This window comes from Specibacter cremeus (assembly GCF_003946885.1).
GTDB lineage: Bacteria > Actinomycetota > Actinomycetes > Actinomycetales > Micrococcaceae > Specibacter > Specibacter cremeus.
This window is the reverse complement of sequence record NZ_RWKQ01000036.1, coordinates 1-18,517: the sequence shown is the minus strand read 5'-3', so window position 1 is coordinate 18,517 and position 18,517 is coordinate 1. Positions and strand designations below refer to the sequence as shown.

The window sequence follows — 18,517 nt, the reverse complement described above, 5'->3', positions numbered from 1 at the left end:
AGTGAATCCTTACAAGAGCGAAACGGCGCCGTCAGCCCTTCGGCGCGTCCTCGAGCTCGGGCACCAGCGGGTCGCCGACCGTGCCGCGCCACTTCGCCAGCGCGTTCATGCCGTGGTAGACCACCAGGGCGGCCGCCGTGCCGAGCGCGATGCCGGCGAACTGCAACGTGCCGACGTTCCACTCGAAGTTGGCGATGCCGACCACCAGGGCGACGGCCGCCGTCGTCAGGTTGATGTTGTTGGAGAAGCTGACCTTGTTCTGCACCCAGATGCGCACCCCGAGCACGCCGATCATGCCGTACAGCAGCGTGGCCGCGCCGCCGAGCACCCCGGCCGGGACGGTGGCGATCAGGGCGCCGAACTTCGGCGAGAAGCCCAGCAGCAACGCGGCGATGGCGGCCACCCAGTACGCGGCCGTGGAGTAGACGCGGGTGGCCGCCATGACGCCGATGTTTTCCGCGTACGTGGTGGTGCCGGAGCCGCCGCCCAGCCCGGCGAGGGTGGTGGCGATGCCGTCGGAGACCAGCGCCCGGCCGGCGTACGGGTCCAGGTTCTTGCCGGTCATCAGCGCCACGGACTTCACGTGCCCGATGTTCTCGGCCACGAGCACCAGCACCACGGGGATGAACAGGCCGGCCACGCCGAGGTGGAACGTGGGCGTCTGGAACTGCGGCAGGCCGATCCACGCCGCCTTGTCGATGGCGGAATAGTCGACCTCGTGGCGGGCCACGGCCACGAGGTAGCCGACGATGACGCCGGCCAGGATGGACAGCCGCCCGAGGATGCCGCGGAACAGGACCGAGACCAGGATGATGACCGCCAGCGTGGCGAGCGCGGTGACGGGGGCCAGCTTGAAGTTGCCCCACGCTGCCGGGGCCAGGTTCAGTCCGATCAGCGCCACGATGGTGCCGGTGACCGGCGGCGGCATGAGCCGGTTGAGCCAGCCGGCGCCGAACTTCTGCACCACGAGGCCCACGATCGCCAGCGTCACGCCGGCCATGACCACCCCGCCCAGGGCGCCGCCCACGCCGAACCGGGTCTGCGAGGCCATGATCGGGGCGATGAACGCGAAACTCGAGCCGAGGTAGCTGGGCACCTGGCCGCGGGTGATGAGAAGGAACAGCAGCGTGCCGATGCCGGAGAAGAACAGCGTGGTGGCCGGGGGCATGTGCGTGAGGATGGGGACCAGGAACGTGGCGCCGAACATGGCCACCACGTGCTGGAGCCCGATCCCGATGGTCCGCGGCCAGCTCAGCCGCTCATTGGGGGACACCACCGCACCCGGAGTGATCGTCTTGCCATCGCCGTGGACCGTCCATTTGGTGCCCAGCATGCTCATTTAGGTGCCTTTCCCTGCCGCGCCACGGGTGCGTGGCCACCGACAAGGATATCGGTCGCCGGGTGCGGCGGTGATGGGCGACGGCGGCGCTGCCGCGGCTCAGGCTGTTGTGGCGTGGTCGGGATCCACCAGCAGCGCCAACCCCAGCAGGTCGCCGAGGGCGTGCGCGAGCGCCGGGTGGGCCAGTTCGTAGCGGGTCCGGCGGCCCTCGGCGACGCCCTGGACCAGGCCGCAGTCGCGCAGGCAGGCCAGGTGGTTGGACATGCTCTGCCGGGACACGGCCAGTTTCTCGGCCAGCGCGGCCGGGTAGTTCGGTCCGTGCGCGAGCTCCATGAGGACCTGGGCGCGGGTGGCATCCGAGAGGGCGTAGCCGAACCGGGCCAGCACGGCGGCATCGCTAATGGTCTCCATTCTCAATATGGTACACGTTTCCATGGATTCAGTCGCGGATGTACTATTGAGGGCATGAGCGGACACGACCACTCCCACGCGCACTCCCATGCTCTCGGTGCCGAGACCCACCAGGGCCGCCTCGCCGTCGCCCTCGGCGTGACACTGGCCGTCTTCGTGCTGCAGGTGATCGGCGCCGTGCTGACCGGTTCGCTGGCTCTGCTCTTCGACTCCGCGCACGTGCTCACGGACGCCGGCGGCCTGGCCATGGCGCTGGTCGCCGCGCGCCTCATGGGCCGCCCGTCCACGGACCGCCGGACGTGGGGATTCGCCCGCGCCGAGGTGCTTGCCGCCACCGCGCAGGCCGCGATCCTGCTGGCCGTGGGCCTGTTCGTGCTGATCGAGGGGGTGCAACGGCTGTTCCACCCGGCCGAGATCGCCTCCGCGGAGATGATCGTGTTCGGCGCGATCGGCCTGGCCGGCAACGTCATCTCACTGCTCGTGCTGGCCGGTGGGCGCGGCAGGAACTTCAACATGCGCGCCGCGTTCCTGGAGGTCGTCAACGACGCGCTCGGCTCCGTGGCCGTGATCGTCGCCGCGGTCATCATCGCCACGACCGGGTTCCTGCAGGCCGACGCGATCGTGGCCATGCTGATCGGCGTGCTGATCCTGCCGCGCACCGTGAAACTGCTGTGGGAAACCGTGAACGTGCTGCTCGAGGCCACGCCGGCCGGGCTGGACCTGGCGCTCGTGCGCGAGCACATCCTCGCGGTGGACCACGTCCGGGAGGTGCACGACCTGCACGCCAGCCAGATCGCCACCGGCCTGCCCGTCCTGACCGCGCACGTGGTCGTCGATGACGGCTGCTTCCACGACGGGCACGCGCCCAAGATGCTCGACGCCCTGCAACAGTGCGTGGCCGGGCACTTCGCCGTCAGCGTGGAGCACTCCACGTTCCAGCTCGAGCCCGTCGGGCACACCCGGCATGAGGCCGGCATCCACGAGTAGGTCTCGACAGGCTCGACCACCGGTGATTGAGCCGACCCCCGGTGATTGAGCCTGTCGAAATCCCGGGTCTCGACAGGCTCGACCACCGGGTCTCGACAGGCTCGACCATCGGGTCTCGACGGGCTCGACCACCGGTGAGCCCGACCACCGCTACGAGATGACGGCGTCCACCAGGGCCTTCGCCTCGGCCTGCACCTGGGCCAGGTGTTCGGGGCCCTTGAACGACTCGGCGTAGATCTTGTACACGTCCTCGGTGCCGGACGGGCGGGCCGCGAACCACGCGTTCTCGGTGGTCACCTTCAGCCCGCCGATGGGGGCGCCGTTGCCGGGCGCCTCCGTCAGCTTCGCCGTGATGGCCTCCCCGGCCAGCTCCGTGGCGGTCACGTCGGCGGCGGACAGCTTCGCCAGCGCGGCCTTCTGCTCCCGTGTGGCGGCCGCGTCGATGCGCGCGTACGACGGCGACCCGAACTTCTCCGTCAGCGCCCCGTAAAGCTGGGACGGGGACTTGCCGGTGACGGCCGTGATCTCGGCGGCGAGCAGGGCCAGCAGGATGCCGTCCTTGTCCGTGGTCCAGACGGAGCCGTCGCGCTTCACGAACGACGCCCCGGCGGACTCCTCCCCGCCGAACACGCCCTCGCCGGACAGCAGGCCGGGCACGAACCACTTGAACCCGACCGGGACCTCGACCAGGTCGCGGCCCAGGTCCGCGGCCACGCGGTCGATGATCGACGACGACACGAGCGTCTTGCCGACGCTGGCCGTGGCCGGCCACTGGGCCCGGTGCGTGTACAGGTATTGGATGGCGACGGCCAGATAGTGGTTCGGGTTCATCAGCCCCGCGTCCGGGGTGACAATGCCGTGCCGGTCAGCATCGGCGTCGTTCCCGGTGGCCACATCGAAGGGGGCGCCGCCGGACAGCTTGGCGATCAGCGAGGCCATGGCCGACGGCGAGGAGCAGTCCATCCGGATCTTCTCGTCCCAGTCGAGCGTCATGAACGCCCACTGCGGGTCGACGAGCGGGTTGATGACGGTCAGGTCCAGGTGGTGGCGTTCGGCGATCTCGCCCCAGTAGTCCACCGAGGCCCCACCCATGGGGTCGGCCCCGATGCGCACGCCGGCGTTGCGGATGGCGTCCAGATCCAGCACGGTCGGCAGGTCGTCGACATAGCCGGACAGGAAGTCGAACTTGCCGGTGGTGCCCGCTGCCAGCGCGTCGGCCAGCTGGATGCGGCGCACGCCGCGCAACCCGTCCGCCAGCAGCTCGTTGGCGCGGTTGGCGATCCAGCCGGTGGCGTCCGAATCGGCCGGCCCGCCGTGCGGCGGGTTGTACTTGAACCCGCCGTCCGAGGGCGGGTTGTGCGACGGCGTGACGACGATGCCGTCGGCCAGCTCCTGCGTGCGGCCCCGGTTGTGGCTGAGGATGGCGTGCGAGAGCGCCGGTGTGGGCGTGTACCCGTGCCGGGCGTCGATGAGCACATGCACCCCGTTGGCCGCCAGCACCTCGAGCGCCGTGTTCTGCGCCGGTTCGCTGAGCGCGTGCGTGTCCTTGCCCAGGTAGACGGGTCCCGTGATGCCCTGCCCGGCACGGTATTCGATGATGGCCTGCGTGATGGCCGCAATGTGGGCGTCGTTGAAGGACGCGTTCAGTGACGTGCCGCGATGTCCGGACGTGCCGAACGCGACACGCTGGGCCGGGTCGGCCAGGTCCGGGGCCAGGTCGTAGTACGCGTCCAGCAATGCGGTCAGGTCGACAAGGTCTTGGGGGAGGGCGGGGGTGCCCGCGCGGCTAGCCATGGACCCAGCATGCCAGAGCGGTCCGGCTTTGGCACCCGGCCGCCACAGTGTGACCGTCGCCGGCCGGCGCTCAGTGCCTGGACCGCCGCCGATTCATGGACACGGCCCCGGCGCCGACCGCCAGGAGCAGGGCGGCGACGCCGATCAGCGCGGATGTTTTCGAGGCACCGGTGTGGGCGAGCCCGCCTTCCAGGTTCGACGGCGATGAGGTCGCCTCGGCGGGGCCGGCCGTCGGGGTGCCGGCCGTTGGGGTGCCGGGCACGTGGGCCGTGCTGCTTGGCATCCCGGCCGGCGAGGCGGTGCCCGTAGGTTCGTCGGTCGGCACGCCCGTGGGGTTGGTGGGCTCCGTCGTTGCCGTTGCCGTTGCCGTCGGGCCGGTGGCGTCGGCCAGCTTGAAGTCCACGGCCCTGACGTCGCCGTGGCTCAGGTCGACCGGCTGGGCCGACGCCCCGACCATCGTGCAATCCGTCGGAGCGTCGGCCGCAACCGTGTAGGAATCGGAGGCGACGAACCCCTGGAACGCATAGTCGCCGTTGGCGTCGGTGACGGTCGCGGCCACGACGCCCCCGTTCGCATCCCGCAGCTTGATGGGAACCCCCGCCACGATGCAGCCGGATACGGTTCCGGAGATGTCATGGGCCGCCGTGGCGAACCAGGTCTGGTAGACGGGGAACCCGGAAATCATGGTGTAGGTGATGGTCAGCGTCTTCAGCGGCACCGTCGGCATGAACCAGCCGGAGGCGCCGGATGTGTCCATGTTTGAGCCGAAACCGCTGCCGCGCAGCGTTCCCGTGACCGCATCCCAGGTCGGGAGGTCGAACCGGGTGACGCCGCCGACCACGTCCCCGGTGCAGGGGCGCGGTGCGGGTGCGTCGCAGTAGTTGAACACGCCGCGGAAACCGAGGCCGGCGATGGCAACCGGCTTGCCGTCAGCGTCCGTGGCGGACACCGTGGCCATGTCCGCGTCGATGTCGCCGAGAACGAAGCCCCAGCCGGTGGACGGTGTCGGGGCGCCGAACGTGTAGGTGGTGGTGCCGGGCGCCGTCGGGGTGTCCCTCAGCGGGCGCTGGTTGAGGTACTGCTGGTTCTGGCTGGAGCCGAAGACCTGGCCCGGGGCGCTGCCCGCCGGCAGGAAGACCGTCTTGCCGGACTGGACCGTCGCCTGCCGCGACGTCGCCGCGAACGTGGCCCCCGGAAACCCGCCACCGAGCGTCACGGAGCCGATGAAGGCCGGTGCCGCCCCGGACAGGGCCCACGCACCGTACCCGCCGCCACCGCCGTCGACCGTGTCCGCCTGGGACGCCGTTGCGCCCGCAACGAGCAGGGACAACAACACGACCGAGGCAGCCATCGCAGCCAAGTGCTTCTTCACGAGGACCCCCAAGGTGCATGGATGCCGGCTGTGACCGGCTGATCGAATTCCAATGTACTCAACTATGATGGAACGGAAAATCCTCACAGCGCGAGTGGCCGTTCCGGGCGTTCGCGAAACCCGCAGGGAGAAGTTCGTGACGAATCAGCCGGAACAGGCCGGCCAGAACACCGGCCCACTGCCCGTGCCGCCGCCGAACGGCCACATGCCCCAGCCGCCGGCACAGAACCCATACGCACAGAACCCCTATGGGCAGATTCCGTACGCGCAGCCCATGCCGTACCCGCCCCAGCAGGTCGCGCCCCCCGTGCCGCGGACGTTCAGCGTGGCGTCCATGGTCATCGGCCTGGTGTCCCTGGTCTTCCTGGGCTGGCTGATCGTGCCGCAGATCGTGGGCATCGTGTTCGGGCACATCGGACTGAAGAAGGAGGACCCGCAGGGCCGTGGGTTCGCCATTGCCGGCCTGGTCCTCGGCTACCTGGCGCTGCTGCTGTACGTGGCCATCTACATTGCCGGCATCTACCTGTTCACGCAGTACGGCAGCAACCTCGAGCGGCTGGAACCCACCCCCGTCTGAGGCCCCTTCCGGGGCATAGGATTGACATCGGGGAACAACGCCACCCACGGACCGCGATCGCAGGAGCAACGAGCACATGTCGGACATCTTGAACGTCACCGTCACCGAACTTGGCACGGACGCCTTGATCCTGGACGTTCGCGAGGACTACGAGTGGGAGGCCGGGCACATCGACGGCGCCCTGCACATCCCGCTCGAACAACTGCCCGGCCGGCTTGACGATCTTGATCCGGACGTGGACGTCAACGTCATCTGCCGCACGGGCGGCCGGTCGTTCCGCGCCACGACCTGGCTGACCGAGAACGGCTACTGTGCATTCAACGTGGTTGGCGGCATGGGTGCCTGGTTCGAGGCCGGCAAGCCCATGGTGTCCGGCACCGGCGAGACACCGCGCGTCCTGTAGGTCCCCTCCCACCCGTTAGGCCATCGCATGACAACTGTTGCCGAACCGCGCTCATTCACGTTCCTCGGGCCCGAGGGCACGTTCACCGAGGCGGCCCTGCTGCGCGTCCCCGAGGCCGCCGCCGGGATCCGGGTGCCGTCGTCCAACGCGGCCTCCGCGCTGGCCAAGGTGCGCGCCGGCGACGCCTACGCGGCCATGCTGCCCATCGAGAACTCCGTCGAGGGCGGCGTGTCCGCCACGCTCGACGCCATCGCGACCGGGCCGGAGCTGCGGATCCTCAACGAGGTCGTGGTGCCCGTCAGCTTCGTGCTCGTGGCCCCCGACGGGGTGGCGCTGCAGGACATCCGGCGCGTCGGCACGCACCCGCACGCCTGGGCGCAGACACGCAACTGGTTCCAGGCGTTCCTGCCCGCCGCCGTGCACGTCCCGACCACGTCCACGGCCGCGGCCGCCTACGAGCTGCGCGGCAGCAGCCCCGCGTTCCATGCCGCCGTCTGCGCGCCCAGCGTGGCCGAACAAACCGGTTTGAGGGTGCTCGCCGCCGGCATCGAGGACAACGTCGGCGCCGTCACCCGCTTCATCCTGGTCGGCCGGCCGGGCGAGCTGCCCGCACCGACCGGGGCGGACAAGACGACCGTCGCCATCCCCCTGCCGGAGGACCGCCCCGGCGCCCTCATGGCGATCCTCGAGCAGTTCGCCAGCCGCGGCGTGAACCTCAGCAGGATCGAATCGCGGCCCACCGGCCAGTTCCTCGGCCACTACTTCTTCAGCGTCGACGCGGACGGGCACATCGCCGACGCCCGCGTGGCCGATGCGCTGCGCGGGCTGCACCGTGTCAGCCCGGGACTGCGGTTCCTGGGCTCGTACCCGCGCGCGGACCGGCAGCCGCCGGCCGTGGCCGCCCACAACAGCGACGGCGCCTTCCGCGAGGCAGGGGACTGGGTCACCGCGCTGCTGGAGGGCCGGGCCTGACCGCGGCCCGCGGCGCAACCCGGCTGCCGGCCCCTATGCCGCGGGCACGTGCGTGCGCGTAAGCTGTGCTTAATCGCTCCCGTTTTGGGGGCGCGATGCACCAGGCAGGAGGTTTCCGATGTGCCCACATGTAGCCAACGACAGCAACTCAGACGGCACGATCATCAACCCGGGAGCCAAGCTGGGCCGCGACGATTCGGTCGGGGACGAGGGAGACAACGCGAACGACCTGCGCTTCGACGAGGAACAGCGTCTCATCCGCGAACAGTCCCGCCGCCGGGATGACGCCAAAGACGACTGAACTTACTGGCCCGGCGCCGGCACGCGCACCAGCACGGCCTTGGGCTCCACGCTCACGCGAACAGTCGTCGCCAGGCCGGCCGGGTCGCCGTCGACCTGCGTCTCGACCGGCAGGACGGTGCGGATGGTCAGGTTCGTCGACCGGTAGAAGTCGATCACGGGAAGCCGCGCCTTGTGCTGCAACACGACCTTCCCGAGCATGGCCACCCAGCCGAGGGCGCTGCGCGGGCTGACCACCACGACGTCCAGCACGCCGTCGTCGATCAGCGCGTCCGGCACGAAGTTGAGGCCGCCTGGCAGCATGCCGCAGTTGGCGAACATCACCGACCGGACCTTGCGCTGTTGCGCGGGCTGGTCGTCCAGGGCGATGCTGACCTTTTTGCGCCGGCCGGCGAGGTGCCGCATCCCGGCCTCGCTGTACGCCAGCCAGCCGACGGACTTCTTCAGTTTGTCGTTCGTGTCGCCCATGACCTCGGCGTCCATGCCCATCCCGGCGATCACCATGAACGACGCGTGCGAGGACTCCCCGGTCACGCCGTTCTTCAGTTCCATCAGCCCGGCGTCGATGTGCCGCTGGTGGCCGAACAGGGCCGCCTGCACGTTCGCGCCGATGTCGTTCACATCCAGCTCCAGGTTGCGCGCCAGCAAGTTGCCGGTGCCCAGCGGGATGATCCCGAGCGGGATGCCGGTGTGCCGCAGCTCCTGCGCCACGGCGCGGATCGTGCCGTCGCCGCCGCCGGCAAGAACGACGTCGGCACCCTCCTGGACCGCGCGCTGCGCCGCCACGGTGCCCGGGTCCGTCTCCGTGGTGTTCAGGAACAGCGGTTCGGGCCAGCCGGCCAGCATGACAGCCCGGCGCACCAGCGTCGTGACCGCGTCGGCGCCGTCCTTGGTGGGGTTCAGGATGACCACGACGCGCTGGTGCTCGGCGTTGATCTTGTGCGGTTCCTCCGCGGCGGCGCTTCGGGTGTGCTTTTGGGACAGCTTGCGCACGCCCAGCCAACTGGACAGCACGGCGATGAGAATGAGTGCCGCGATGATGAAGACCAGATCCCAAGTAGCCATGATCCCCAAGGATAACCCGTCGGTGCGTTCGATTGGATAGGCTTGGACGCGTGATCGATGTACGAGACCTCTGCGAGAATCCCGAAGTGTACCGCGCCAGCCAGCGAGCCCGCGGCGCCGACCCGTCCGTGGTGGACTCCATCATCGCCGCCGAGGCGGCCCGCAAATCCGGGATCAGCGCCTACGAGTCGCTGCGTGCCGCGCAGAACGCGTACGGCAAGAAGGTGGCCGCGGCCAAGGGCCACGAGAAGCAGGCGCTGCTCGCCGAGGTCAAGGAGCTGGCCGCCCGGGTGAAGTCCGCGTCGGCCGCCGCCGACGCCGCCGCAGCCGAGCAGGACGAACTGGTCCGTGCCCTGCCGAACCTGGTCTCCGACGGCGTCCCGGAGGGTGGCGAGGACGACTACATCGTCGTCAAGACGGTCGGCACGCCGCGCGAGTTCCCCGACTTCGAACCCCGCGACCACCTGGAGATCGGCGAACTGATCGGTGCCATCGACATGGAACGCGGCGCCAAGGTGTCCGGCTCACGCTTCTACTTCCTGAGGGGCGTCGGGGCGCGGCTGGAGATGGCGCTGCTGCAGATGGCCATGGACCAGGCCATCGCGGCCGGGTTCGTGCCCATGATCACGCCCACCCTGGTGCGCCCGGAGACCATGGCCGGCACCGGCTTCGACGTCCAGCACGACGCCGAGATCTACCGCCTGGCCGAGGACGACCTGTACCTGGTCGGCACGTCCGAGGTGTCCCTGGCCGGCTACCACGGCGACGAGATCCTCGACCTCTCCGATCCGCTGCGCTACGCCGGCTGGTCCTCCTGCTACCGCCGCGAGGCCGGTTCGCACGGCAAGGACACCCGCGGCATCATCCGCGTCCACCAGTTCAACAAGGTGGAGATGTTCGTGTACACGACCATCGAGCAGGCCGCCGCCGAACACGAGCGCCTGCTCGCATGGGAAGAGGAGATGCTGGCCAAGGTCGAGCTGCCCTACCGTGTCATCGACACGGCCGCCGGCGACCTGGGCATGTCCGCGGCGCGCAAGTTCGACTGCGAGGCCTGGGTCCCCACGCAGGGCAAGTACCGGGAGCTGACATCGACGTCGAACTGCAGCACCTTCCAGGCGCGCCGGTTGAACATCCGTGAGCGCGTGAGTGCCGCCGACGGCGGCAAGGGCGGCACCCGCGCCGTGGCCACGCTCAACGGCACGCTGGCCACCACGCGCTGGATCGTGGCCATCCTCGAGCACCATCAGAACGCCGACGGCTCCGTCACCGTCCCGGCAGCGCTGCGGCCGTACCTGGGCGGCCTCGAGGTGCTGCCGGTCCTGTAGGAATTCACTGCTCGTTCACCGGTTCGCGGCCTGCGGTCCGACCGGTGCGCGGACGCGTCTGCTTCACTGGAAACATGACAACAATGACTGGACACGCGGTTCCCGGCATCGATGACCGGCTGAATGACCGGACCAATGCCACCCACGCAACCGGCAATCTTGTGGCCCTCGACGTGGACGGCACGCTCGTCGACCACGACGGCCGCATGAGCGACGCCGTGCGCACCGCCGCCCGGGACGTGGTCGACGCCGGGCACGACGTCGTGATCGCCACCGGCCGCTCGCTCGGCGCCCTGCTGCCGGTCGTGGAGCAGATCGGGCTCACGCGCGGCTTCGGCGTGTGCTCCAACGGCGGCGTCACCGTCCGCATCGACCCGGCGCTGGCCGCCGGCTACGAGGTGATCGAGCGCGAGACCTTCAACCCGGCGCCGGCCCTGAACGCGCTGCGCCACCGCATCCCGGGCGCCCGTTTCGCCCTGGAGGACGCGGACGGCAACTTCCTGTCCACCGAGCGGTTCCAGGATTCCAGCTTCGGCATCGAGGCACGCGGTGTCGATTTCCACCACCTGCTCCACTCGCGCGCCGTGCGCGTCGTCGTCAACAGCGTCGACGCCAGCACGGAGGACTTCGCGGCGGCCATCGGCGAGGCCGGGCTGGCCGGGGTCACGTACTCGGTCGGCTGGACCGCATGGCTCGACATCGCCGCGGCCGGCGTCACGAAGGCGACGGCGCTGGAGAAGGTCCGCCGCCGGCTTGGCACGCCCCAATCGCGCACGGTGGCCGTCGGCGACGGCAGCAATGACATCGACATGCTCGGCTGGGCCGCCCGCGGCGTCGCCATGGGCCAGGCTGATGCGGTGGTGCGGGCCGCCGCCAACGAGGTCGCCGCCTCGGTGTACGACGACGGCGCCGCCGCCGTCCTGCGCAGCCTGCTCGCGTAGCCGCCGCGGTGGTCGAGCCGGTCGCGGCCCGTACCGTCAGGTGGTGTCGATCCCGTGGATCCGCTGCGAGATCATCACCCGGACGCGGCGGCACGGCATTTGGCCGCCGTCGGAAATGACGAGTTTTTCGCGGATGTCGTCCAGACCAAATCCAAGCACGAGGGTGTTGCGAATGAACTGGAGGCGCCGGGAGTCGGATTCGTCGAAGAGGCGGTGGCCGCCGCGGGTCCGGTGTGCTTCGCGACGTCGCCGATGGTCATCGGTGTGCCCATGATGGTTTCCTCCGTTCTCTTTCAGCAAGCCCTTGACCCTCACCCGGGGTCAAGGTTCGACGACGGTGCCCCGTGGAGATTCAAGGTTCAGTGACTTGTGCATCGTGTCGCGGGCGGGTCGGGGAGATCGGTTTTCGGGCGGTCATCAGGGTGTAGCCGATGATGCCTGCGGTGGCGGCTTCGCGCACGAGGCGGGTGTAGTGCCTGATACGGGTCGGGTCGGCGCCGGCGGCTTCCAGGTCGGCTGGCGCCGTCATGGCGAGGAGGCCCAGTCTGGCCTCGATCTGGTCGATCATGCGTGTCAGGGCGTCCCCGTGGTCTTCGACCCGCTCCACGCCCAGGCCTGCCGTGGAGAGGATGGCCTGGTAGCCGTCGATGCTGCGGGCGTCGGCGATGCATGCAATCCATGCGGTGAGGGTTGTCAACTCTTCGGGTAGGCCCTCGTCCGTGACGGTGATGTCCGTGAGGCCGAGCCAGCCGCCGGGTTTGAGCACGCGGGCGAACTCGGCGGCCGCCTGGTTCTTGTCCGGGAAGGTGCAGAACGCGCATTCGCACACCACTGCGTCGAAGGATCCGTCCGGGATTGGCAGGTGTTCGGCGTCGGCCTGCTGGAACGTTACCGTCGCGTCCAGGCCTGCCTCGGCGGCGGCCCGCCGGGCCTGCTCGATCTGGGCGGTGCCGAGATCCAGGCCGTGGACGGTGCAGTCGTATTCGGCGGCCAGCACCAGCGCGGTCCGGCCCGTGCCGCTGGCCACGTCCAGGATAGCGGACCCGGGGTTCAAGGCAAGGGCTCGGGCGAGGCGGCGGGTCAAGGGGAGACCACCGGGATGGTAGCTGGTGCCCAGCAGCAGCGCCACCGCGTCGGATCCGTACCCGGCGGCGCAGCAGGCCTTGATGCCGTGGCCCGCGATGTCCCGGGGTGTGCTCACGTACGCACCGCCGGCATGCCCAGATTGGTTTGCCCTGTTCCGTGCGCCGATCTGGCTGCGCCGGATGTTGGGGACCCGGCAATTTTGGTGCCGTGCGCGGAGGTGGTGAGCAGTTCCTGGATGCCCGTGGCGTTCGGGACGACGTCGGCGACCTCGACCCCGGACATCCGGGACCTGACCTGCTCCCGGTAGCCCACGGAGTTGTAGGCGCAGAACGGGATGAGGTGGCCGTCCGGGGTGATTTCCTCGACGCAGCATTTCATCAGCTGCTTCACGTTCAGCGTGTAAGGGTCCTGGAAATCCTGGATGACGATCATGAAGGCGTGATCGTCGAGGTCTTTGACCGCCGCGGGCAGGTCGATGCCGCAGCTGGTGCATTCCAGCTCGGCGGCCGTGGTTTCCAGGCCGGCCGTGGTGGCGGGTCCGCCCATGGTGGCAGAGGCGCTCCACAGGGTTTCCAGGGCGGCGCGCACCTGCACGTCGGGCAGGACGCGGTTCGTGACGTAGTCCAGGTAGTCATCGAGGTTGATCAGGCGTGGGATGGGAACCACGGTGGTCTCGCCGTTGCTTTTGTCCACGAGAAGGTAGGTGATGGACCGGCAGGTGGGGAAGCAGCACGGGACGGGGAAGAAGTCATCGGCCCGGAACCAGTCGGGGCACTGGTCGACCAGGAATCTGATGACGTCGGGGTTGGTCAGACGGGTCAGCGGATCGAATTCGAGGTGCCGGCCGGAGTGGGTCACCGGCTGGAACACGACGGAGCGCACGGCGGGGTGGTCGATGCCGTAGCGGACGATCTCTCCGACCTCGTGGTCGTTCAGGTCCCGTTCGATGGCCGCGACCAGGGTGACGGAGAGCCCGAATTCGGCGCAGTTGTCCAAGGCCCGGCGTTTGCGTTCCCGCAGGTCCTTGCCCCTGATCTGCAGGTGGGTCCGTTCGTTGAACCCATCGAACTGGAGGTAGATGTTCACCGTTTTGCCCTCGATCCGGTTGCGTTCGGCCAGGGCCTGAACAAATTTCCGGTCGGAGGCCAGGCGGATCCCGTTGGTGTTCAAGTTCACGACCTTGATCGGGCGTGCCTGGGCCAGGTCGATGAACTCCAGAATGTTTTTATGGATGGTCGGTTCCCCGCCGGAGAGCATGACCACCTCCGGTTCGCCCTCCGCCTCCACGAAGACGTCGAGCATCCGGGCGCACTGCTCCACCGTGATGGAGTACCCGTCCGGTTGGTGGCCGGAGCCGGCAAAGCAGATCGGACAGTCCAGGTTGCAGTTCGTGTTGACCTCGATGATGCCCAGGCAGGCGTGCTGTTTGTGGGCCGGGCACAGCCCGCAGTCCGACGGGCATCCGTCGACGATCTCGGTCTGGGTTGCCAGGGGGATGGTGCCGGGCTTGTTGTATTTCCCGGACTCCAGGTAGGCCTTCGCGTCGGAGTAGACGAGGGCTTCGAACGGGCCGTGGTCGCGGCATCGCTTCCGCAGGTAGACCTTGTCTTGGCGGATGTTCACCTCGGCGTCCACGACGACCTTGCAGACCGGGCAGATGCTTTTGGTGTATTCGATGAAGACTTCGTTCCGGGTTTCGCGTTGTGTCGTCATGAGGCCAATCGTCCTAACCAGGTAGTGATCCAGTAGAGAGCGAGGTAGGTGCCGAGGCCGATCAGCAGCGCCCCGGCGATGCGTTTCCAGGCCTTCTTCACCCCGGGAAGGGTGCATGCCCGGCGGCGCCGCAGTGCCCACCAGATCAGGCCGGCCGTTACGACCAGACCGGCCAGGCTGAACACCCAATGCCATTGGTCGTACAGACCGGTGGCCAGGGTGAACGCCGAGGCTGCGCTCAGCACACCGATGAGCGCAAGTACTGTCGGTCCGACACAGCAAATGATCGCAGTCACCCCACCGGCCAGCCCGGCCCGCCACATGCCCAGCGGTTTGTCGGTGGTCAGTGAGCCTGATGGCTGATGGGAGGCGGTCACGTGCGGTCGTTCTCGATGCGGATACCGCTGAAAGGGGAGAACGCGACCTTGTTTTTGATCCGCCACGCCAGCGGGGAGGGCAGGGGATGGGACCAGGCTGCGTTGGGCGGGCGCTGTCCGTCGGCCGTGGCGTGGCAGGCGGCGGTGATCACGAGGTTCTCCTGGCCATGGTGCGCAGGGCCCCGGCGTCTTCGATGATGATCCGGCCGCGTCCCTGGCGGATGAGTCTCCCGGCGGCCAACTCGGCCATGGTTTTGCTGGTCGCCTCCCGGCTCGCGCCCAGTAGGCCGGCGAGCTGTTCGTGCGTGAGCCGGACCGCCGGTGCGTGGCCGAACCGCTGCGGTGGCGCGTTTTCCGCCAGATTGAGCAGCGTGGAGGCCGCCCGGGCGGCCAGGGGCCGCAGGGCCAGATCGGTCAGGCGCTCCTCCAGCCGGGCAACCTGTTCGCCCAGCAGCCGCGCAATGCGTATCGCGATGCGCGGGTCGGCCAGAAGGAACCGTTCCACCTCGGCCGTGCTGAGCCGACAGATCATAGAATCCTCGATGGCCTCGGCATAGTTGTCGTACATCCGCTGCCCGACCAGCAGCATCTCCCCGAACACGGCGCCGGGCTCCAGGATGGCCATGGTCAGCGCCTTGCCACCCTCGGCGACCCGGAAGACGCGCACCCGGCCGGACTTGAGGATGAACAGGGCCGTGACCGGCTGGGACTGGGTGAACACCATTTCCCCAGCCCGGTAGAGCCGGGGTGGGGCCATGCGGTCCATGGCCGCCATCTCGGCCGCGCTCAGGTCCGCGAACAGGTCCACCTCGGTCAGGCAGCTGAATGGGTCCGTGGGTCCGGGCATCAACGGGTCGGCCTCCCTCTCCTGCGGCGACCACGGGCGGCGGTCCCCCGTGGGGACCGCCGCCAAGTTGTTGCCGCAGTCGTCGGTCATGCACGGGCCTTGAGCACGCGCACAGCTGTCAGACCCAGAATAGCCCCGTAGACCAGATGACCCATCAGGGACAGGGCAGCCATCAGGTTCAGGGTGAAGACGGGCATGCCCAGGACCAGGGGCATGATCAGCAGCGCGCCCAAGACCCACCACACGACCCCGTAAACCAGGCCTGTGACGACGCCCTTGCCGTAGCTGGTGAGGAACTTCCCAGCGAAAAGGACCGTCAGAACAAGGCCGATCACGATCGAGATCAACAGATGGATGACGACCCCGACCCCAACCGAGTTGACGCCGACCAGGGCGGCGATCATGGGGAACATGCCCATCATCGCCATGAGGATGCCGAACACGATCCCTCCGGCGAGGCCGCCGATCACCCCGGCGGAGACGCGCCTGCCCAGGATGGACCAGAGGTGCGGATGATGCGCAAGCGTGTATGAAGCGGACATGGGATCCCGCCTTTCGTCGGTGGAAGGTACCTACGGATGAACGGTAGGCCCGCCACAGGGAAGAGTTCTGCAATCCCGGACACACAACCGGCACTCTTTCCCGGTTCCGGCGCCGGCGGCTCAGCCCCTGGCCGGGCGCCGGCGGCGGGCCGCGGCCACCAGGCGGGTCAGTGCCGCCGGGACGGGTGCGTGCAGGCGCCGCAAGACCTCCAGGATCGCCGCGTTCCACAGCGCATCGTTGTGTGTCGGGTAGGGGTGGGTGGCGCGCGCCAGGTTCGAGGTGCGCAGCCTCAGATGCACGGCAAGGGACAGTTCGCCGATGGTTTCCCCCGCCCGAGGGCCGACCACCGTCCCCCCGGTCAGCCGTCCGCGCCGGCCGACGGCCAGCCGGGTGAATCCGGCCGTCTGCGCCTGCGTGACGGCCCGGTCCAGGTGCGTGTGCCAAATAGTGCTCTGCCGGTGTTGTTCCGTGCCGGGGCCGGTCGGTTCACCCACGGCGGCGATCTCCGGGTCCGTGAACGTGACCCTGGGCGGGGTCACCGGGCTGATCGTGCGCCACGGACCCAGGACCGCGTTGGCGGCGGCGATGCCGGCATGCACACCCGCGGTGTGCGTGTACTGCGGGTGGGCCGTGACGTCGCCGGCCGCCCAGAATCCGGGTTTGCTCGTACGCAGGTGCCTGTCGGTCACGACACGCCCCCGTTCGTCCAGATCGATTCCGGCGGCGGCAAGGCCCAGGCCCGCTGTCCGGGGCGCCCGGCCGGTGGCCGCCAGCAGATGGGTGAAGCCCACCCGCTGCCCGTCGTGCGTCACCACGGTGCCGCCGCCGGTACCTGGCGTCACCGACGCCGCCCGGGTGCCCGTGAGCACCCGCACGCCGTCGGCCACCAGGGAAAGCCGCAGCAGCTCCGACGCGTCCGGGTCTTCGCGGGGCAGCAGCCGGGGTCCGGATCCGATGATGGTCACCGTTGAACCGAGGCGGGCGAATGCCTGGCCGAGTTCGCAGCCGACCGGGCCCCCGCCAATGACGGCGAGGCGCTCTGGGAGCTCTTCGAGCCCCCAGATGGTCTCGCTCGTCAGCACCGGCACCACGCGGATGCCGTCAATAACAGGAACGGCCGGAGCGGCCCCCATCGCCAGCAGCACCTGACGCGCGGCGATCCGGCGCCCGTTCACGGCCACCGTGCCATCGGCGCCGATCACCGCATGCCCCAACACGACCGGCACGCCGGTTGACTCCAGTGCTTCGGGGGAATCCGCCGGCGCAAGGGCGGCAATGGCCGCCCGGACATGGGCCATCACCCGGGTGAAGTCCACACCCACCTCAGCAACATCGATGCCGAGTCTGGCAGCGTTCCGGGCCGCGGCGGCCGCCCCGGCCGCGGCCAGGACCGCCTTGGAGGGCACGCAGCCGGTGTACAGGCAGTCCCCTCCCGTTCTGTCCCGCTCGACAAGCAGCACCCGGGCACCCAAGCCCGCCGCGGTCCTGGCCCCGACGATGCCAGCCGTCCCGCCGCCGACGACCACAACGTCCCATAACCCGCCCCAATCCAGTTCCACGTCGTGGCCTTTCATTCGAGTTTCCAATGGCCCCGGCGGCCATCGCCTGACTTCGGCCGTTCCGTCGGCATCCATCGCATAATGGGACTGGAACGTCCGGACCCAACGATGCCGCTGCCGGCGCGAACTGTCGAGCAGCCGAGGTCGCGTGGGACGAATCAGGTTTCATCGAAAACCCCGGGCCGGTCACAAGGGAGGGACCCGCGGATGACGCGCGACCGCTACGAATCCTTCGCCCGCGTCTACGACCTGCTCTCGGGCGAATGGCCCATCTACCGGGCCGGCCGGATCCGCGGCATCAGCGACCTGCACCTGCATCCGGGCATGGCCATATTGGACCTGGGATGCGGGACGGGACTGAACTTCGGCCCGGTTGAGGACATCATCGGCCCGGGCGGGAGGATCGTCGGCGTCGACAACAGCCAGGCCATGCTCGCCCAGGCCCGTCGCCGCGTCCGCCGGCATGGCTGGTCCAACGTGACACTCGTCCGGGCCGACGCAACCGTCATGACTCCCGAGGGCTGCACAATCGACGCCGTCATCGCCACCTATGCCCTGTCCGTGATGCCGGACTGGCGCACCGCCTGGCGTTCCGCGGCAGCGCTCGCCGGCCCGGGTGGCAGGGTCTGCATTGTCGACATGCAACAACCCACGGGTGCAGCGCGGCTGCTCTCGCCCCTGGCCCGGCTGGCCTGCACCGTCGGCGGTGCCGACATCAACGCACACCCCTGGACAGCTCTTGAGCAATCAACCGTCGGCACCACCCGGGCCTCATTGCGCGGCGGACACATCCAAGTGCGCACCGGCACGCTTAAGCCACCGAAAAAAGTAACTGGTCAGGTTCTTTGACGGCGTGTCATCCTGCGACTTTGGTGAGGTTGCGGAAGACTGGCTTGCATGTCC

Annotated in this window: 21 protein-coding genes; 8 read left to right on the top strand and 13 right to left on the bottom strand. The window is 69.0% G+C overall.

The features are described 5' to 3' along the window. Positions 1-31: 31 nt before the first annotated feature. Positions 32-1,339: a uracil-xanthine permease family protein gene (locus EJC77_RS13985; RefSeq protein WP_125613763.1), complete on the bottom strand. Its 1,308-nt coding sequence runs from the start codon at positions 1,337-1,339 to the stop codon at positions 32-34. Between the two features lie 99 nt (positions 1,340-1,438). Beyond that, positions 1,439-1,750, bottom strand: coding sequence for an ArsR/SmtB family transcription factor (locus EJC77_RS13980; RefSeq protein WP_125613760.1), 312 nt, complete (start codon positions 1,748-1,750; stop codon positions 1,439-1,441). A gap of 54 nt (positions 1,751-1,804) precedes the next feature. Here EJC77_RS13980 and EJC77_RS13975 point away from each other — a divergent pair, with 54 nt between their 5' ends. Beyond that, positions 1,805-2,737, top strand: coding sequence for a cation diffusion facilitator family transporter (locus tag EJC77_RS13975; RefSeq protein WP_125613757.1), 933 nt, complete (start codon positions 1,805-1,807; stop codon positions 2,735-2,737). A 150-nt stretch (positions 2,738-2,887) separates the two neighbouring features. Here the strand turns inward: EJC77_RS13975 and pgm are convergent, their stop codons facing one another. Continuing rightward, positions 2,888-4,531 (bottom strand): phosphoglucomutase (alpha-D-glucose-1,6-bisphosphate-dependent), encoded by a 1,644-nt coding sequence (pgm, locus tag EJC77_RS13970; RefSeq protein ID WP_125613754.1) that lies wholly within the window; start codon positions 4,529-4,531, stop codon positions 2,888-2,890. A gap of 70 nt (positions 4,532-4,601) precedes the next feature. Further along, positions 4,602-5,903 carry an SdrD B-like domain-containing protein gene (locus tag EJC77_RS13965; protein WP_125613751.1) on the bottom strand — a complete coding sequence of 434 codons (1,302 nt, stop codon included), beginning with the start codon at positions 5,901-5,903 and terminating at the stop codon, positions 4,602-4,604. 136 nt (positions 5,904-6,039) lie between these two features. Here EJC77_RS13965 and EJC77_RS13960 point away from each other — a divergent pair, with 136 nt between their 5' ends. From EJC77_RS13960 to EJC77_RS13945, 4 genes are all read left to right on the top strand, one after another. Continuing rightward, positions 6,040-6,480, top strand: coding sequence for a DUF4190 domain-containing protein (locus tag EJC77_RS13960; protein ID WP_240630260.1), 441 nt, complete (start codon positions 6,040-6,042; stop codon positions 6,478-6,480). Between the two features lie 76 nt (positions 6,481-6,556). Beyond that, on the top strand, positions 6,557-6,883 hold the full coding sequence (locus EJC77_RS13955) for a rhodanese-like domain-containing protein (RefSeq protein WP_125613746.1): 327 nt from the start codon (positions 6,557-6,559) through the stop codon (positions 6,881-6,883). A 27-nt stretch (positions 6,884-6,910) separates the two neighbouring features. After that, complete coding sequence (gene pheA / locus EJC77_RS13950; protein ID WP_125613743.1) at positions 6,911-7,855, top strand: prephenate dehydratase; 945 nt, start codon at positions 6,911-6,913, stop codon at positions 7,853-7,855. Positions 7,856-7,973: 118 nt separating this feature from the next. Next, positions 7,974-8,156 (top strand): hypothetical protein, encoded by a 183-nt coding sequence (locus EJC77_RS13945; protein WP_125613740.1) that lies wholly within the window; start codon positions 7,974-7,976, stop codon positions 8,154-8,156. 2 nt (positions 8,157-8,158) lie between these two features. Here the strand turns inward: EJC77_RS13945 and EJC77_RS13940 are convergent, their stop codons facing one another. Beyond that, complete coding sequence (locus tag EJC77_RS13940) at positions 8,159-9,220, bottom strand: diacylglycerol/lipid kinase family protein (RefSeq protein ID WP_125613737.1); 1,062 nt, start codon at positions 9,218-9,220, stop codon at positions 8,159-8,161. 50 nt (positions 9,221-9,270) lie between these two features. On the opposite strand from EJC77_RS13940, the gene serS reads away from it, so the two are divergent. Beyond that, a complete protein-coding gene (serS, locus tag EJC77_RS13935; protein WP_125613734.1) occupies positions 9,271-10,548 on the top strand; it encodes a serine--tRNA ligase in 1,278 nt (425 codons plus the stop codon). A 74-nt stretch (positions 10,549-10,622) separates the two neighbouring features. Then, positions 10,623-11,489 (top strand): HAD family hydrolase, encoded by an 867-nt coding sequence (locus EJC77_RS13930; RefSeq protein WP_125613731.1) that lies wholly within the window; start codon positions 10,623-10,625, stop codon positions 11,487-11,489. A 36-nt stretch (positions 11,490-11,525) separates the two neighbouring features. On the opposite strand, the gene EJC77_RS13925 is transcribed toward EJC77_RS13930, so the two are convergent. The 8 genes from EJC77_RS13925 to EJC77_RS13895 form a co-directional block, all read right to left on the bottom strand. Beyond that, positions 11,526-11,789, bottom strand: a complete 264-nt coding sequence (locus EJC77_RS13925; protein WP_164520424.1) for a MerR family DNA-binding protein — start codon at positions 11,787-11,789, stop codon at positions 11,526-11,528. A gap of 52 nt (positions 11,790-11,841) precedes the next feature. Beyond that, the gene (locus tag EJC77_RS13920) at positions 11,842-12,690 is read right to left on the bottom strand and encodes a class I SAM-dependent methyltransferase (RefSeq protein WP_125613725.1); all 849 of its coding nucleotides are present in this window, start codon (positions 12,688-12,690) and stop codon (positions 11,842-11,844) included. Further along, a complete protein-coding gene (locus EJC77_RS13915) occupies positions 12,687-14,288 on the bottom strand; it encodes a radical SAM protein (protein ID WP_125613722.1) in 1,602 nt (533 codons plus the stop codon). The genes EJC77_RS13920 and EJC77_RS13915 overlap by 4 nt, the downstream gene beginning before the upstream one ends. Beyond that, complete coding sequence (locus EJC77_RS13910) at positions 14,285-14,665, bottom strand: hypothetical protein (protein ID WP_125613719.1); 381 nt, start codon at positions 14,663-14,665, stop codon at positions 14,285-14,287. Before EJC77_RS13910 ends, EJC77_RS13915 begins: the two co-directional genes overlap by 4 nt. Next, positions 14,662-14,817, bottom strand: a complete 156-nt coding sequence (locus EJC77_RS20425) for a DUF427 domain-containing protein (protein WP_164520423.1) — start codon at positions 14,815-14,817, stop codon at positions 14,662-14,664. The genes EJC77_RS13910 and EJC77_RS20425 overlap by 4 nt, the downstream gene beginning before the upstream one ends. Further along, complete coding sequence (locus EJC77_RS13905) at positions 14,814-15,602, bottom strand: Crp/Fnr family transcriptional regulator (protein ID WP_205787344.1); 789 nt, start codon at positions 15,600-15,602, stop codon at positions 14,814-14,816. Before EJC77_RS13905 ends, EJC77_RS20425 begins: the two co-directional genes overlap by 4 nt. Beyond that, the gene (locus EJC77_RS13900; protein WP_125613717.1) at positions 15,599-16,054 is read right to left on the bottom strand and encodes a DUF6789 family protein; all 456 of its coding nucleotides are present in this window, start codon (positions 16,052-16,054) and stop codon (positions 15,599-15,601) included. Before EJC77_RS13900 ends, EJC77_RS13905 begins: the two co-directional genes overlap by 4 nt. A 120-nt stretch (positions 16,055-16,174) precedes the next feature. Beyond that, positions 16,175-17,629, bottom strand: coding sequence for a dihydrolipoyl dehydrogenase family protein (locus EJC77_RS13895; RefSeq protein ID WP_205787342.1), 1,455 nt, complete (start codon positions 17,627-17,629; stop codon positions 16,175-16,177). Between the two features lie 192 nt (positions 17,630-17,821). On the opposite strand from EJC77_RS13895, the gene EJC77_RS13890 reads away from it, so the two are divergent. Beyond that, the gene (locus tag EJC77_RS13890) at positions 17,822-18,463 is read left to right on the top strand and encodes a class I SAM-dependent methyltransferase (protein ID WP_125613714.1); all 642 of its coding nucleotides are present in this window, start codon (positions 17,822-17,824) and stop codon (positions 18,461-18,463) included. Positions 18,464-18,517: the final 54 nt, after the last annotated feature.

Excerpts from the sequence above, each read along its gene's own strand:
- EJC77_RS13985 (WP_125613763.1), bottom strand. The coding sequence starts at position 1,339 with ATGAGCATGCTGGGCACCAAATGGACGGTCCACGGCGATGGCAAGACG.
- EJC77_RS13980 (WP_125613760.1), bottom strand. The coding sequence starts at position 1,750 with ATGGAGACCATTAGCGATGCCGCCGTGCTGGCCCGGTTCGGCTACGCC.
- EJC77_RS13975 (WP_125613757.1), top strand. The coding sequence starts at position 1,805 with ATGAGCGGACACGACCACTCCCACGCGCACTCCCATGCTCTCGGTGCC.
- pgm (WP_125613754.1), bottom strand. The coding sequence starts at position 4,531 with ATGGCTAGCCGCGCGGGCACCCCCGCCCTCCCCCAAGACCTTGTCGAC.
- EJC77_RS13955 (WP_125613746.1), top strand. The coding sequence starts at position 6,557 with ATGTCGGACATCTTGAACGTCACCGTCACCGAACTTGGCACGGACGCC.
- pheA (WP_125613743.1), top strand. The coding sequence starts at position 6,911 with ATGACAACTGTTGCCGAACCGCGCTCATTCACGTTCCTCGGGCCCGAG.
- EJC77_RS13945 (WP_125613740.1), top strand. The coding sequence starts at position 7,974 with ATGTGCCCACATGTAGCCAACGACAGCAACTCAGACGGCACGATCATC.
- EJC77_RS13940 (WP_125613737.1), bottom strand. The coding sequence starts at position 9,220 with ATGGCTACTTGGGATCTGGTCTTCATCATCGCGGCACTCATTCTCATC.
- EJC77_RS13930 (WP_125613731.1), top strand. The coding sequence starts at position 10,623 with ATGACAACAATGACTGGACACGCGGTTCCCGGCATCGATGACCGGCTG.
- EJC77_RS13915 (WP_125613722.1), bottom strand. The coding sequence starts at position 14,288 with ATGACGACACAACGCGAAACCCGGAACGAAGTCTTCATCGAATACACC.
- EJC77_RS13905 (WP_205787344.1), bottom strand. The coding sequence starts at position 15,602 with ATGACCGACGACTGCGGCAACAACTTGGCGGCGGTCCCCACGGGGGAC.
- EJC77_RS13900 (WP_125613717.1), bottom strand. The coding sequence starts at position 16,054 with ATGTCCGCTTCATACACGCTTGCGCATCATCCGCACCTCTGGTCCATC.
- EJC77_RS13895 (WP_205787342.1), bottom strand. The coding sequence starts at position 17,629 with ATGAAAGGCCACGACGTGGAACTGGATTGGGGCGGGTTATGGGACGTT.
- EJC77_RS13890 (WP_125613714.1), top strand. The coding sequence starts at position 17,822 with ATGACGCGCGACCGCTACGAATCCTTCGCCCGCGTCTACGACCTGCTC.